This window comes from Lunatibacter salilacus, from assembly GCF_009797935.1.
Lineage (GTDB): Bacteria > Bacteroidota > Bacteroidia > Cytophagales > Cyclobacteriaceae > Lunatibacter > Lunatibacter salilacus.
In genome coordinates this window covers 87,809-102,210 of the sequence record NZ_VOLC01000018.1, presented here as the reverse complement: position 1 = coordinate 102,210, position 14,402 = coordinate 87,809, and the positions used below count along the sequence as shown (strand labels likewise).

13 protein-coding genes are annotated in these 14,402 nt (G+C 44.2%); 5 read left to right on the top strand and 8 right to left on the bottom strand.

All coding sequences use genetic code 11. The features are described from left to right. Positions 1-287 precede the first annotated feature (287 nt). Complete coding sequence (gene rseP / locus FQ608_RS21135; RefSeq protein WP_158860481.1) at positions 288-1,607, bottom strand: RIP metalloprotease RseP; 1,320 nt, start codon at positions 1,605-1,607, stop codon at positions 288-290. 1 nt (position 1,608) lies between these two features. After that, a complete protein-coding gene (locus FQ608_RS21130; RefSeq protein WP_158860480.1) occupies positions 1,609-2,772 on the bottom strand; it encodes a 1-deoxy-D-xylulose-5-phosphate reductoisomerase in 1,164 nt (387 codons plus the stop codon). Positions 2,773-3,006: 234 nt separating this feature from the next. Between FQ608_RS21130 and FQ608_RS21125 the strand changes: the two genes are divergently transcribed. Continuing rightward, positions 3,007-4,467: a trypsin-like peptidase domain-containing protein gene (locus FQ608_RS21125; protein WP_158860479.1), complete on the top strand. Its 1,461-nt coding sequence runs from the start codon at positions 3,007-3,009 to the stop codon at positions 4,465-4,467. Positions 4,468-4,675: 208 nt separating this feature from the next. Here the strand turns inward: FQ608_RS21125 and FQ608_RS21120 are convergent, their stop codons facing one another. The 5 genes from FQ608_RS21120 to rsmA form a co-directional block, all read right to left on the bottom strand. Beyond that, entirely contained in the window at positions 4,676-5,077 is a 402-nt protein-coding gene (locus tag FQ608_RS21120; RefSeq protein WP_158860478.1) for an HIT family protein, read from the bottom strand. A 57-nt stretch (positions 5,078-5,134) separates the two neighbouring features. Continuing rightward, a complete protein-coding gene (gene greA / locus FQ608_RS21115; protein ID WP_158860477.1) occupies positions 5,135-5,611 on the bottom strand; it encodes a transcription elongation factor GreA in 477 nt (158 codons plus the stop codon). Positions 5,612-5,751: 140 nt separating this feature from the next. Continuing rightward, entirely contained in the window at positions 5,752-6,684 is a 933-nt protein-coding gene (locus tag FQ608_RS21110) for an NAD(P)-dependent oxidoreductase (protein WP_158860476.1), read from the bottom strand. 13 nt (positions 6,685-6,697) lie between these two features. Further along, positions 6,698-8,065, bottom strand: a complete 1,368-nt coding sequence (mgtE, locus tag FQ608_RS21105; RefSeq protein WP_158860475.1) for a magnesium transporter — start codon at positions 8,063-8,065, stop codon at positions 6,698-6,700. Continuing rightward, on the bottom strand, positions 8,053-8,835 hold the full coding sequence (rsmA, locus tag FQ608_RS21100) for a 16S rRNA (adenine(1518)-N(6)/adenine(1519)-N(6))-dimethyltransferase RsmA (RefSeq protein WP_158860474.1): 783 nt from the start codon (positions 8,833-8,835) through the stop codon (positions 8,053-8,055). Before rsmA ends, mgtE begins: the two co-directional genes overlap by 13 nt. A gap of 232 nt (positions 8,836-9,067) precedes the next feature. Between rsmA and pdxA the strand changes: the two genes are divergently transcribed. From pdxA to rpmF, 3 genes are all read left to right on the top strand, one after another. Further along, a complete protein-coding gene (gene pdxA, locus FQ608_RS21095; RefSeq protein WP_158860473.1) occupies positions 9,068-10,087 on the top strand; it encodes a 4-hydroxythreonine-4-phosphate dehydrogenase PdxA in 1,020 nt (339 codons plus the stop codon). Between the two features lie 78 nt (positions 10,088-10,165). Next, positions 10,166-10,711 carry a YceD family protein gene (locus FQ608_RS21090; protein WP_158860472.1) on the top strand — a complete coding sequence of 182 codons (546 nt, stop codon included), beginning with the start codon at positions 10,166-10,168 and terminating at the stop codon, positions 10,709-10,711. 17 nt (positions 10,712-10,728) lie between these two features. Further along, entirely contained in the window at positions 10,729-10,920 is a 192-nt protein-coding gene (gene rpmF / locus FQ608_RS21085; protein ID WP_158860471.1) for a 50S ribosomal protein L32, read from the top strand. A gap of 85 nt (positions 10,921-11,005) precedes the next feature. Here rpmF and FQ608_RS21080 read toward each other — a convergent pair whose 3' ends face one another. Beyond that, a complete protein-coding gene (locus tag FQ608_RS21080; protein ID WP_158860470.1) occupies positions 11,006-12,568 on the bottom strand; it encodes a hypothetical protein in 1,563 nt (520 codons plus the stop codon). 142 nt (positions 12,569-12,710) lie between these two features. Here FQ608_RS21080 and FQ608_RS21075 point away from each other — a divergent pair, with 142 nt between their 5' ends. Beyond that, positions 12,711-13,883 carry a 2-isopropylmalate synthase gene (locus tag FQ608_RS21075; RefSeq protein ID WP_158860469.1) on the top strand — a complete coding sequence of 391 codons (1,173 nt, stop codon included), beginning with the start codon at positions 12,711-12,713 and terminating at the stop codon, positions 13,881-13,883. The last annotated feature ends 519 nt before the right edge of the window (positions 13,884-14,402 follow it).

The window sequence follows — 14,402 nt, the reverse complement described above, 5'->3', positions numbered from 1 at the left end:
ATTTTTCAGTTGCCACATGGAATCTCGCCATGATATTCTTCCCTTCGTGTGACGCTTTTGTCATGCTCGATTTCATTAAATTAAAGCTAAAAGATTATCTTTCCAATATCCAACAGATTAAACAAGCCCTATGCCAGTATTTACGATTACCCAAATTGTCAGTATTTTCAGGGAGTAAATTAAAAGTATAAAAGGGAAAAACGAAATATTTCTCAAATATATCAAAAAAAGGAAGCGGTTACAAACCGCTTCCTTTTTTCCATCCATCGTGTATTATCCGACTGCCATCAACTCCCCACGAAAAGCTTCACGATATCATTGCCGATGGCAAACACCATAATCATCAACAAGATTACCATCCCCACTTTTTGTGCGTTTTCCAAAAACCTGTCTGAGGGTGCGCGGCCGGAAATCATTTCATATAATATAAACATGACATGTCCTCCGTCCAATGCCGGTATGGGTAGAAAATTCATAAATGCCAATATCATGGATATAAGCCCAGTTATGGACCAAAATTTCACCCAATCCCAAGTGGAACCATATATTTTGGCCATACCGATGGGTCCACTAACATTTTTGGCAGAAACCTCCCCGGTAAACATCTTACCCATCGCCCGTGCATTGACAATGACGACTTCAAACGCCCTTTTCACTCCCAAGGGCACTGATTGCGCAAAAGAATACTTTTTCCGAACGGGTTCCAGCAGGCTGCTAACTGCAATTCCGATGGTAGCAGCATCGCTTACCGCTGATTCCACAGCAAAAGTGTTCCCTTCCCTTTCAATAAGGATCTCCACGCGCTGGTTTTCTTTCTCAGCAAGTGCTTTTTGAAGTTCGTCGAAATAATAAATCTCTTTCCCGTCTACGGCCAGGATTTTGTCTCCGGACTTTATACCGGCAGATTCAGCCCCTTGGTCCGGAGTCACCTCCCCTACCTCAAAAGGAAAGCGGATATTGACAAATCTGGACATGCTCTCCTTGTCAGAAAACGAATTGATAAAACCCCGGGGTATAGGAACGGTCACGCGCTCCCCATTCCTGTCAACGGTGTAGTATCCATTATTACTCAACAGTGCGTCCCCGCTACTCAAATCATTGATGGATTGATAGATTTCACCATTGATATCCAACACCTTATCTCCATCCTGAAAGCCAATCTGTTCGCCTATTTCATAAGCTACAATACCGTGTTCCAATACCTGGTCTCTGGAGAAGTAGGTTTCACCGCGGTCGTACACAAGAAATACAAATATCAGTATTCCCGTAACGACATTAACGATAATCCCTCCCAGCATCACAATCAACCGCTGCCAGGCGGGCTTTGATCGAAACTCCCACGGCTGTGGCTCTGAAGACAATTGATCCATATCCACGGACTCATCGACCATACCGGAAATTTTCACAAACCCACCCAAGGGAATGGCGCCGATTGAATATTCCGTTTCGCCATATTTAAATCCTGCGATTTTTGGAGGGAACCCAATGGAAAACTTTTCCACCCTCATCCCAAACATTTTTGCCGTCAGCAAGTGGCCCAATTCATGAAGCCCTACTAAAATCGACAGGCCCAGTAACAACTGAGCAACCATTATCAACGTATCCATATTATTTATTCCTGATTATTTCTTCTGTAATTAATCTTGTCTCCTGGTCTGTTTGAATAAGATCCTCCAAAGAAGGGGACGCAATAAAACCAATTTTATCCATACTCTGTTCAATTACTGATGACATTTCCAAGAAACCCACCTTATCCTTTAGGAATGCAGCCACCACAATCTCGTTGGCAGCGTTTAGTACGCAAGGCACATTACCCCCCTTTTCCAACGCGGAAAAGGCCAGTTTCAGGTTTCTAAAGGTATCCATATCGGGCTCCTCAAATGTAAGTGAAGGATACCTCCCAAAATCAAATCTCGGAAGATCCGAAAACAGCCGGTCGGGATATGACAAAGCAAACTGAATGGGAATACGCATATCCGGTAGTCCAAGTTGTGCTTTGATGGAACCATCTTCAAACTGAACCAAAGAATGTATTATGGATTGGGGGTGTACCACGACTTCAATTTGTGCCGGAGTCAGGTTAAAAAGCCACTTTGCTTCTATTACCTCAAGCCCTTTATTCATCAACGAAGCGGAATCTATGGTAATCTTGGCACCCATATCCCAATTGGGGTGTTTTAGGGCCTGTTCTTTGGTAACATGGCGGAGAAACTCGGTGTCCTTTCCCCTAAATGGGCCCCCGGAGGCCGTAAGGATAATTTTCTCAATGGGATTGTGAAATTCTCCTACCAAGCACTGAAAAATGGCGGAATGCTCAGAATCCACCGGATAAATGTTCACTCCCTTGGATCTGGCCAACGCCGTAACCAACTCTCCTGCCACCACAAGGGTTTCCTTATTGGCCAAGGCAATTGGCTTTCCGGCTTCTATAGCCCGCATCGTGGGAATCAACCCCGCATATCCTACCAAGGCCGTCAGAACCACGTCAATAGTGTCCATTTCCACTACCTGTGCAATGGCTGCCTGGCCGGCATATACTTTGATATCGTGTGGCGCCAAAGCTGATTTCACCTGCTCATACAATGATTCATTGCCAATGACGACGGCATTTGGGTTATATTGTAACGCTTGGGAAATTAATAAATCCGCGTTGTTCTGGGCAGTGAGGACTTCTACTTGGAACCGATCCGGGTGACGTTGGATAACATCTAAGGTCTGAGTACCTATGCTTCCCGTAGAGCCCAAAATTGCTACGCTTCTTTTTTCTGACATGTTCAATTCTAAGATTTCTACCTGGTGATTTTAATAAGGCAGAAAGAAAATTAGGAATGGCTTTCGCTTATTGACTGACAAATTTACAAGGTTCAATCAGTATTCACTGTTTTTTTTGACTCTTTTTCAGACTTAATGCTTTTGGCATACATTTCGTTTTTAAAATTAGCCGTAATATTCAGTTAATTCGTAAATATTATCGTTAACCAGAAAGTGAACGAAAATTGAGACAACATGCGTAAAACCTTGCAAACAACAATCCTAGCCTTTTTTAGCGGCATACTTGGGGCGTGGTTTTTTCACTCCATTATTGTTGAAACGGATACCGGCATTGATCCGATAGCGGAAGTAGAGAGATGGAATCGTCAGACGTCCAATTTTTATGATGTGGAAGTAGATGAAGCCGCAGAAAAACCAAGTGTTTTCAACCAACCCGTTTCTTTTATCGAAGCATCCAAAAAAAGTACCAACTCGGTGGTTTTTATAAAAAATTTTTCAGGAACAGATACCCGCAGGTATAGCATTTTTGATTATTTCTTCGGTCAGGGCGTCCCCCAACAGCGTGTGAGTACCGGATCAGGGGTGATCATCAGCGGGGATGGATACATCATCACCAACAACCACGTGATTGACCGTGCGGAGACGATTGAGGTAGTACACCAGAAAAGGACCTACAAAGCCAGCTTGATAGGAGCCGATGCCAACACAGACATTGCTGTCTTAAAAATTGAAGCCCAAAACATGCCTGCGATTACCATGGGAAGTAGCAGGGACCTTCAAATTGGTGAATGGGTTATTGCGGTTGGGAACCCATTTAACCTTACCTCTACTGTGACTGCAGGTATCGTGTCAGCCAAAGAGCGGCAAATAAATATCATGGGAGGAGAATTTCCTCTGGAATCCTTTATACAGACAGACGCCCCCATTAATCCCGGCAACTCCGGTGGTGCTTTGGTGAATACGGAAGGAAATCTTGTCGGTATAAATACCGCCATTCTGTCAAGAACCGGTTCCTATACTGGGTATGGGTTTGCTGTTCCAGTGGATATAGCCAGTAAAATAGCCAATGACCTGATTGAATTTGGGGAAGTGCAGAAAGCAATACCAGGCGTGGATGTGGTCGAAATCACTCCAGAATTGGCAGAGGAAATGAATATTAAATCGTTGGATGGCGTCATCGTATCGCATGTGATCCGGGAAGGTGCGGGAGAAAAAGCTGGATTGAAACGAAATGATGTGATCAAATCGATTGAGGGTACCCCCATTACAGGCAAAGGCAGCTTTGAAGAAGCGCTATCCTACCACTACCCTGGAAACCAAGTTAGTGTCACATTCCTAAGGGGAAACAAAACCGAAACTGCGCAACTTACGCTTCAGAATTTATTTGGCGGGACTGGTGTGATCAAAAGGGAGTTTTACACCTCTCCCCTGCTAGGTGCGAAGTTGGAGACTGTAAACTCCATAGAAAAAGACAGGATGAATATCGAATACGGTGTTAAAATCACTGGAATGACCCGCGGTTACCTTAGTGACCTAGGGCTTGGAAATGGATTTATAATCACACAAGTGAACGGCCAACCAGCCAATGATCCAAAGAAGCTGGGGAAATATTTGGAGGAATTCAGCGGCAGACTTCGTATAGAAGGAATCACGCCAAACGGCCAACCCTTTATGCAGTCTTATAGTATAAAATAGGGGATGGGTGATGAGTTATGAGTTATGAGTGATGGGTGATGGGTGATGGGTTATGAGTTGAATTCGTAATTTTTAATTCGTAATTTGAATGATGGGTTATGGTTGAAAGTGAATAGTGGAAAGTGAAAAGTGATGAATTATGGGGTATGAGTGATGAGTGATGGGTTATGAGTTAAATTCGTAATTCGTAATTTTTAATTCGTAATTCCTAAAGTGTGTTATATGCACCCGAAATTTTTGCGGCAATCTCCTTCATTACCTCTTCGGAAAGCTTCAGCTTGGGGCGGCTAAAATCAATATCACCCATACTGCGCAAAGGGATTAGGTGAATATGTACATGGGGGACTTCCAATCCGATCACAGCCACGCCTATTCGGGTACAGGAGATGACGGATTCCATCGCTTTCGCAACTTTTTTGGAAAATAGGAGTAGGTTGGAATAGTCCTCATCCTCCAAATCAAAAATATAATCCACTTCCTTTTTGGGGACAACCAATAAATGGCCCTTTACCAACGGCATAATATCCAAAAAAGCAATGCTGTGCTCATCTTCCGCCACAATGTAGGCAGGTATTTCACGGTTGATGATTTTGGTAAAGATGGTTGACATGATTGGGTTGTTTTGGTCACAAAAAATCCCGATTAGAACCTAACCGGGAAAAATAATTTAGTCATGGGATATATCCAATATTTCGAATTCCACCATTCCAGCAGGTGCCTGGATTTGCGCAATCTCGCCTTTTTTCTTACCCAATAGCCCCTTTCCAAAAGGTGAGGCCAAGGAAATTTTATTGGCCTTCAGATCGGCTTCTTCTTCCGACACGAGGGTATATGTCACGGTCATACCGTTTTTAACGTTTTTGATTTTCACTGTGCTCAAAATGCCTACTTTCGAAGTGTCCAGTTTGGAGTTGTCCAATACCCTGGCATTGCCGACAACATTTTCAAGTTTGGCGATTTTTAGCTCCAGGTGGCCTTGTGCATCTTTGGCGGCATCATATTCAGCATTTTCGCTCAAGTCACCTTTGTCCCTTGCCTCCGCAATTTGCTTTGCAATGTCTGTTCTACCCTTTGTTTTCAATTCTTGAAGCTCGTCTTTGAGTTTTTTCAGACCTTCTTCGGTGTAATACTGTATGTTTCCCATATTCGTTTGATTGACTCCTAATAAACAAAATAACGGTCTCAATACTGAGACCGTTTCTTTTACCTATTCTACGATTTGTAACTACAAAGATAACGTAAGAATTCCTATTTTACAATTTAACTACCCAAAATGTGGTCTTCTCAACCGCTCCACTTCCCGGAAATCTTCGCTACCAGCACTTGATTTATTTTTTCGTAAGACTCAAATGTCCAGCCAGCTACGTGGGGAGAAAACAACACGTTGGGTCTCTGAGCCAAGCTCCTGAAGGATGTCTGCTGGCTGGCGCTCAAGGCATGTATCCGTTCATTTTCCAACACATCCAAGCAGGCACCTTGCAGGATGTTGCGGGAAAGTGACTCATTGAGCGTGTCGAAAGAAATCACCTCTCCCCTGCCTGTGTTGATCAGGTAAAAGGGCTTGGAAAACTGCTCCAGAACCTCCAGGGTGAAATAATAGCGAGTCTCTTCCGTCAGGGGTACATGGATACTTAATATATCGGCTTCTCGCTGGATCTCCTCAAAAGTAGACTCCCGTACATATTCATCTCCAAAACCACCCACATATTTGTCATAGGCTAAGACCCGCACATCAAATCCACGAAGCCTCTTGGCAAATGCCCTGCCCATATTTCCATACCCGAAGATGCCGACTGTTTTGCCGGCAAGTTCTACCCCCCGGTTAGCCTCTCTGTCCCAAATTCCCTTCCGTATCTGCGTATCTGACTGCAAAAATTTATTAAACAAAGCCAGTATCATCCCCACGGCATGCTCACCGACCGCATCTCGATTTCCTTCGGGCGCGTGATAGAGGGCTATTTGATTAGATTCCAAGTAGTCCAAATCAATATTATCTAATCCGGCCCCAGCTCTGGCCACAAATTTCAATTGACTCGCCCGCTCAAGAATTGGGCGGTCAATCGGCGTCTTGGACCGGATGACCAGTCCTGTGTAGGATCCAATGGTGTCGAGGATTTCCTCCCGGGAGATCTCCGGTCTGTAATCCACTGAATACCCTTCCTGCTCCAGGAGAGGAATGATGCTCGAATGCATCAAATCTATAATTAAGACATGCATAGTTTAATTTGGTTTACATTTTAAGCAGCAGCATGGCTACCGAAAAATATACCGCCAAGCCCAACAAATCGTTTGCGGTAGTAATAAACGGACCAGAGGCCATGGCCGGATTGATGCCTACCTTGTCCAAAAGGATGGGAGTGAGTGTCCCCATGAATGATGCCAGTAAAACAACGCTAAACAAGGCAATAGAAACCACCAACCCAAATTCAATCGGCTGTCCATACGCAAAGACTACCGTAAGTAACACAAACGAAGCCAACACCAGCCCGTTCAACAGCGCAACTACCAACACCTTCACCAGCCGCTTGAACAAGGAGTCCTCAAATACTGATTTGTTTGCCAAAGACTGTACGACCAGGGTGGAGGACTGGATTCCAACATTGCCACCCGTGGCAGTAATCAGAGGTATAAAAAAAGCCAAAGCGGTCACGGCATTGAGCCCCTCTTCGAAAAAACCGATAAAACCGGCACCAAGAAGACCTCCGACCATCCCGATCAGCAGCCAAGGCAAACGGGCTCTTGACAGGCGATATACCGAATCGGACTCCTCCACATCGTCGGAGATACCGGTCATGGCCTGAATGTCCTCTTCCGCCTGTTCCCGGATCAAATCCAGGATGTCATCGACGGTAATCCTTCCTACCAGCTTATTCTTCACGTTCACTACAGGCACAGCCTCCAGGTCATATCTCCGCATGATTTCGGCAACTTCTTCCCCGTCCATATGGGTGGGCACAGAAATAATGTTGTCCTCATAGAGGTCGGAAATCCTTGTGTCCGCCGCAGCCAGAATTATTTTTTTCAGAGCTACCCTGCCCATCAGTTTCTCCTGATTATCTACGACATAGATGGAGAAGATTTTATCCACATTCTCCGCTTGCCTGCGGATCTCATCAATCGTTTGAACCACAGACCAGTTTTGATTGGCCTTGATAATTTCCTTGGCCATCAAGCCACCCGCGCTGTCTTCGTCATAGCGGAGCAGTTCCAGGATATGCAGGGATTTTTCCTTTTTCTCCAACTGACGGATGACCTCTTCCCTGTCGGTGACAACCAATTGATTCAGGACATCCACCGCATCATCCGACTCCATCTCATCAATAAGGGTCGCCAACTCGGCGGGTTCCATTGCCTTTATCACCTTATACTGCGGATCTTCATCCAGCTCTATCAGTACATCCGCAGAAAAGGAAGGATCCAGATTCCGTAGGACAAATAAAGCCTCCTCCATGGTCAGTTCGTCCAACAAAGCAGCTATGTCTGCTTTGTTGGCATTCTCCATGGATACCCGTATAAATGCCACATCTTCTACAGCAATACTTTCGCGCAAGCTTTCCAGGTATTCCTTCGAAAGTTCAAATAGTCTTATGGATTCCACGACGCCTGTATTTTTTGAGTTAGGGAAACGAATTCTTCAACTCCGAGCTGTTCTGCCCTCAGATCGAGCATGGGGTCTTCCTTTAGTTGCTCGGACAGACCCATGGGTTTGAGTGCATTTCGGAGCGTCTTTCTCCGGGTACTAAATGCCTGCTTTACCACCCTGAAGAACAACTTTTCATCACAGGATAGCTGCTCTACGTCGTTTCGGCGGACCCGGATTACCGCAGAGTTGACTTTAGGGGGAGGATCAAACACATGGGGAGGGACATCAAAGAGTAATTCTACATCATAAAACGCCTGAAGCAGCACACTTAATATGCCATAGGTCCTGTTGCCCTTTTTGGAGGCTAGACGATCAGCAACTTCCTTCTGCAGCATACCCACCACCTCCATAACCTGCCCTTTGTTCTCGAGTACCTTGAAAAATATCTGTGAAGAAATATTATAGGGAAAGTTACCCACAATCGCGCAGGGCTGTATGGTCAAATCCCGGAGATTCACTTTCAGAAAGTCGGCATGGATGGTCTTTTCCTGGAGGTCCGGATATTTTTTCGCCAGGTATGCGATGGACTCTTTGTCTATTTCTATGAGGTGAAGGTCCCAAGGTTGGGTTAGCAGAAAATCCGTGAGTACCCCCATACCTGGCCCAATTTCCAGTACGGTTTGGACATTTCTATGTCCTGTTACAGCCATGGCTGTTTGCTCGGCAATTTGCAAATCCTTTAGAAAATGCTGACCCAAATACTTTTTTGCCCGTACCTTGTCCATAATTGCTCCTGGGTTTTCAGAGGGCAAAAGTAAAACAATATTATGTAACCTTTCTACTATTTCCCTAGACTTATCGGAATGTTGGAAGAAAGAAAAAAGGTTTTCCTTTTTTAAATACCCAAATTGTTAAATTACCCATTGTCGGCAGGAAGTTGGATGATAATGCGGGGAATTTACTAAATTGCCAGACTTAATTGTACAGACAAATTCGCATTTCGAACCAAGTAGACATATGAATATCAAAAAAAGTAAGCCCGTCATAGGAATCAGCATCGGAGACATCAATGGCGTAGGAGCCGAAGTCACGATAAAGGCCCTGCAGGACAGCCGACTACACAAGATCATCACGCCGGTGATCTATGGACATGGCAAAGTGCTTACATTTTACAAAAAAAACCTGGGACTGGAAGAATTCAACTTCATGCAGATCAGAAACATTTCCGAGGTACACCATAAAAAAATAAATGTCATCAACGTCCTTCCTGAGAGCCCGGAGATAATACCCGGCGTGGAAACCGCCGAAGCGGGAAAGATGGCTTTGGCCGCCCTCAGCCAGGCGGTAGCTGATCTTAAAGATAACCACCTGAATGCCCTGGTCACAGCCCCGCTTAATAAAAACAACATTCATACACCAGAAAACAACTTCATTGGCCATACCGAATACCTGACCGAGGCCTTTGAATCTAAAAAAAGCATGATGTTTATGGTTTCTGAGGACATGCGTGTGGGTTTGGTAACTGCCCACGTTCCTATCCGGGCAGTTGCGGATCTCATTACACCTCAGCTCATACGCGAAAAGCTGAACATCATGATCCAGTCGTTAAAAGATGATTTTGGCATCTCCAAACCAAGGATTGCGGTATTGGGGCTAAATGCGCATGCGGGAGAGGACGGGCTCTTGGGAAAAGAAGAAATTGAGATTATTCAACCGTTAATCCGGGATTATAAAGATAAAGGAGCACTTGTATTTGGCCCGTATCCTGCCGATGGTTTCTTCGGCATGTTGCATCACCGCAAATTTGACGGTATCTTGGCGATGTACCACGATCAGGGCTTGATTCCCTTTAAGACCATTTCCTTTGAAACCGGCGTGAACTTTACGGCAGGACTTCCTATCATCCGGACAAGCCCGGACCACGGCACCGCCTACGACATTGCTGGGAAAAACATGGCCAACGAAGGATCCATGAGAGCGGCACTGTTTCAGGCCTATGAAATTATCTGCCGAAAGGGGAATTGGGAAGAGGAGTGAAATAATTAGAGACTACCTTTCATATATAAAATAAAATTGCCTAAATTTGCGGTCTTAATTTAGCAAAAGGAGGGAACAGTGAAATTCTTACGGTCATTTGATATTGATATCATACGTCTAAAAGAAGGGGAGCATGTATTTCCTTTTGAGATAGGCGGGGAGTTTTTGAGTTATTTTGAAGGCAACGAGATTGCTCCGAATGGCTCACTCCAAGTGAAAGTCACCTTATTGAAACAGGCTTCGGTCATTGAGGCTTGGTTTGACATATCAGGGACAGTCGAGTTGACCTGTGACAGAAGTTTGGAGAAATACGACCATCCACTACACGTAAAAGAACGTGTACTTTACAAGTATGGACCGGAGGAAAAGGAGCTAAGTGATGAGATTTTCATCATCACCAATGACACGGCCACCATTAATGTGGCCCAGCTCATTTACGAGTTTATCCTGCTTGCAGTCCCTTTCAAGCGCATTCATCCCAAATATGGGGAAGATGAGGAGGAAGAATACGACGAGGACGGTAAGCTTGTCTACAGCAGCGAGAACCCTGAGGGGGAAGTCGACAGCGAACCGAAAAACAACCCCTTGTGGGAAGAATTGAAGAAACTTAAGAATAAAAAATAATTTTAATAAAATAAGAAATGGCACATCCTAAACGGAAAATTTCGAAAACCAGAAGAGATAAAAGGAGAACACATTACAAGTTAACAGCTCCAGGTCTTTCTCAATGTCCTACCACCGGAGAAATCCACTTAAGACACAGGGCATTTTGGCTTGATGGTAAACTGTACTACAAAGGACAGGTCATCATGGAAAAAGAAGTAATGGCCTAAAAAGGCTACATTCTTGCATATATACAATACCAACCTGTACCCAGGTTGGTTTTTGTGTATATACCCCAGCCATATTTTACATTGTTTACTTTTCGATGGCTTTCATTTTTTCACGGAATTTCTCCTGTATGATCTCCTGCACGGAGCGGTTTTCAATCTTGCTTTCAAGCCAAGAGACGATATCCAAATATAAAAAGGCTCGTTTTTCATAGGGGTGGGATTCAAAGGGTTTTAGTTTTTCCCGCAGATCGATAAATGCCATTTTCAACTGATAATCAAAAATCTGACCCAGCTGACGGATAAAGGAAATCATCTCCCTTTGAACCTGGTGTAAATCATCCATTTTGACCAATACCTTATATACATTTCTGATTTGTATGTCGAGATTCTCATCCAATCCCGCTTCATAGCTGGAGATCAATTTTAGGATGTGGGCAAAACACTGCAGGTCTTCACTAAGTCCTACTCCCGTTCGCTTGATCACTTTATCCAAATACCCAATGGCATGCAGGTTTTCGCCCGCACCGAAATAAAGGCAGGCAATCTTATAGTGTAGGACTGCCTGATGGTGGACATCCAGTTTGTTCTCCAGCTTTCGCATTTCTTTGGTGAGCTGTGGCATTATTTCGTTGACTCCTTTGGAGAACTCCCCCCGCATAAAGTGAATATTCAACGTGTTGGAATACACATATAAAAAGGCAAGTAAGCGGCAATTATCGTCCATCTGAAAATCTGCGGCTGCCAAATTGTCCTTAAACAACTGGAGCACTTCGGTGAATTTCTCGTAATGCCCCAGGTAAAACAGCGTATCTAAAAGATAATGGTAGGATTTCAGGTAATTGCCCGTTGCTACCTTACGCATATACGGGTACTCATCGAACAAATCCACCCAGCGCTGAGAGGCCCGGAAGCAGAGTGGAAAATCCTGTGTGATGTGATAAAACCAAACTTGGGCCTGGAAAAGATAGAGCTTTTCATAAAACCCCAATTGTTGCATGTCAAATTCGGGCATGTTACTGTAATAAAACGCCTCGACACGTTTTTTTCCCTCCTCGTCCTTAACATAGCCGGTTTTCAGGTACAGGCCATAGAGCTGTAGGGATAAATTGCTGAATGTGTTTTTCTTGGTCACATGAACGACCAACTCATCGGCCTGACTGCTGAGTGTCTCCGCTCGATTGCGCATGCTTCGGGTGATGTGTTGAGATTCAATGACTTTTTCCAACTCTACAACACGCAGGACAATGGTGTCCAGAAAATATTGGTTTGCCGTATGTTTTGCCTTTTCCAACAATTTCAAGCTCTGCATATACAACCCCTTGTTGTATAGAATCCGGGCAAAATCAATCTGTTCATTTAGTTGCAGTTCCACGTTTCGGTCGGCGTAAATTAATCTCAAACTCACAAGCACTTGCTTATATAGATGGGATTTCATGTTGGCGAGTTGCTTCCGAGTCACGGGTGCTTTGTCCAGCAATGCTTCCTCATCGTAGACTTCCAACTTCTCCATCACATCAAATAATTGGATAAATTTCGCCTCTTGATTGGCCTCCAACCGATTGGCAAAAAGCTTAAAACTACGCTTCTCGGCGGGTGACAAGTTTTTTATCAATTCAAATAAAAAATCTTTTTTAGAAGTGGGTATCATAATTTTAAAATGATTATTTATTTGATTTTCAGTATATTAGGTATTTATTTAATACTTTGGATGTCGGAACAATAAAGATATATCAATTTAGCAAGAACCCATAAGGTTTTACATTAGAAGTTCTAAAAACAAACGGTAAATTATGGATACAGGTCACGTATTAATTTTTGACACCACCCTAAGAGATGGGGAACAAGTCCCCGGTTGTAAGCTTAACACACCACAAAAAATTGAAATTGCAGAACACCTCGAAATGCTTGGGGTTGATGTGATTGAAGCCGGATTCCCAATCTCAAGCCCGGGAGATTTCAATTCGGTGGTAGAGATTTCTAAAAACGTATTTGAACCTATTGTTTGTGCCCTGTCCAGGGGAGTGAAGAAAGACATTGAAGTAGCGGCAGACGCACTGAGGTATGCCAGACGACCTAGGATCCATACAGGTCTTGGGACCTCTGACTCTCACATAAAATATAAGTTCCAAAGTACTAGGGAAAGAATCCTGGAATGGGCGGGGGAAGCGGTGGCACATGCCAAAAAATATGTGGAGGATGTCGAGTTCTATGCGGAAGATGCAGGAAGAACCGAAAACGAATATTTGGCCAGGGTCTGCGAGGCCGCTATTAAGGCTGGGGCCACGGTTCTCAATATCCCTGACACCACCGGATACTGCCTCCCCGATGAGTATGGTGCGAAAATCAAATACCTGGTGGACAATGTCCGCGGGATTGAAAACGTGATCATTTCGGCACATTGTCACAATGATCTAGGCGTAGCTACCGCAAATGCCATATCTGCTGTCATGAACGGTGCCCGGCAGGTAGAATGCACTATCAACGGCATTGGGGAAAGAGCCGGAAACACCTCCTTGGAGGAAGTGGCCATGATCATGAAGCAGCACCCCCGATTGAATGTCACCAACCGAATTAACTCAAAACTGTTAAACCCCATTAGCCGCCTTGTGGCCGAACGGATGGGTATGCTGGTGCAGCCAAATAAAGCCATTGTAGGTTCTAATGCCTTTGCGCATTCTTCGGGGATCCACCAAGACGGTGTCATCAAACACCGGGAGACCTATGAAATCATTGACCCGGTGGATGTAGGTGTGGATGAATCCATGATTGTCCTTACGGCACGAAGCGGGCGGGCTGCCCTGGCCTTTCGCCTTCACAAAATAGGATATCCCATTAACAAAGTGGAGCTTGACATGGTCTATGAGCTATTTTTGGAGCATGCCGATCTAAAGAAAGAAATTATCGATGAAGACCTGCATAGTATCATGTCCGATTCCAAGGTTACTAGTAAAGTAGAAGCATAATGCCAACTTCATTATTTATACCATCAACATTACGCATACTGTAGCGACTTGGTCCATAAAAAAACGTCCTGTCTCAAAATATTTGGAAAAGGCAAATCGTACGATCGATTTGTCCTTTCCTACATCTTGGACGAAAGAGGCACCCCTTAGTTTCTTCTCTACATAGCACAATCAGAAGCAATTAATGTTTGAAATTAAACTGTTGACAGGTAATTAATTGCGCTTCCTCACAATGACCCTTATTCCATTAATCACGTTGAATCAACGAAGAGATTAATTGATTTTTTTCCTATCGGTGTACGGCATCAAAGGTGGTAGAAATATATTTGATTTCGCAGAATTAAAGCCTTCGAAACCGATTTTTATTTCATCAACTTTGAAAAATCTTTGGTGGACACCTACATTTTAAATAATTTTGGCATTCCTTTTAATTAAAGGAAAACAAAGATGCTGGTTTTGAACCGATTCCTTGCCTACCCAAAGAGGCGGCTACTGGAATATAGGCAAGCGGTCAAAGCT

Bases quoted from the DNA above. Each gene is read 5' to 3' on its own strand.
- rseP (WP_158860481.1), bottom strand. From the start codon at position 1,607: ATGGATACGTTGATAATGGTTGCTCAGTTGTTACTGGGCCTGTCGATT.
- FQ608_RS21130 (WP_158860480.1), bottom strand. From the start codon at position 2,772: ATGTCAGAAAAAAGAAGCGTAGCAATTTTGGGCTCTACGGGAAGCATA.
- FQ608_RS21125 (WP_158860479.1), top strand. From the start codon at position 3,007: ATGCGTAAAACCTTGCAAACAACAATCCTAGCCTTTTTTAGCGGCATA.
- FQ608_RS21120 (WP_158860478.1), bottom strand. From the start codon at position 5,077: ATGTCAACCATCTTTACCAAAATCATCAACCGTGAAATACCTGCCTAC.
- greA (WP_158860477.1), bottom strand. From the start codon at position 5,611: ATGGGAAACATACAGTATTACACCGAAGAAGGTCTGAAAAAACTCAAA.
- FQ608_RS21110 (WP_158860476.1), bottom strand. From the start codon at position 6,684: ATGCATGTCTTAATTATAGATTTGATGCATTCGAGCATCATTCCTCTC.
- rsmA (WP_158860474.1), bottom strand. From the start codon at position 8,835: ATGGACAAGGTACGGGCAAAAAAGTATTTGGGTCAGCATTTTCTAAAG.
- pdxA (WP_158860473.1), top strand. From the start codon at position 9,068: ATGAATATCAAAAAAAGTAAGCCCGTCATAGGAATCAGCATCGGAGAC.
- rpmF (WP_158860471.1), top strand. From the start codon at position 10,729: ATGGCACATCCTAAACGGAAAATTTCGAAAACCAGAAGAGATAAAAGG.
- FQ608_RS21080 (WP_158860470.1), bottom strand. From the start codon at position 12,568: ATGATACCCACTTCTAAAAAAGATTTTTTATTTGAATTGATAAAAAAC.
- FQ608_RS21075 (WP_158860469.1), top strand. From the start codon at position 12,711: ATGGATACAGGTCACGTATTAATTTTTGACACCACCCTAAGAGATGGG.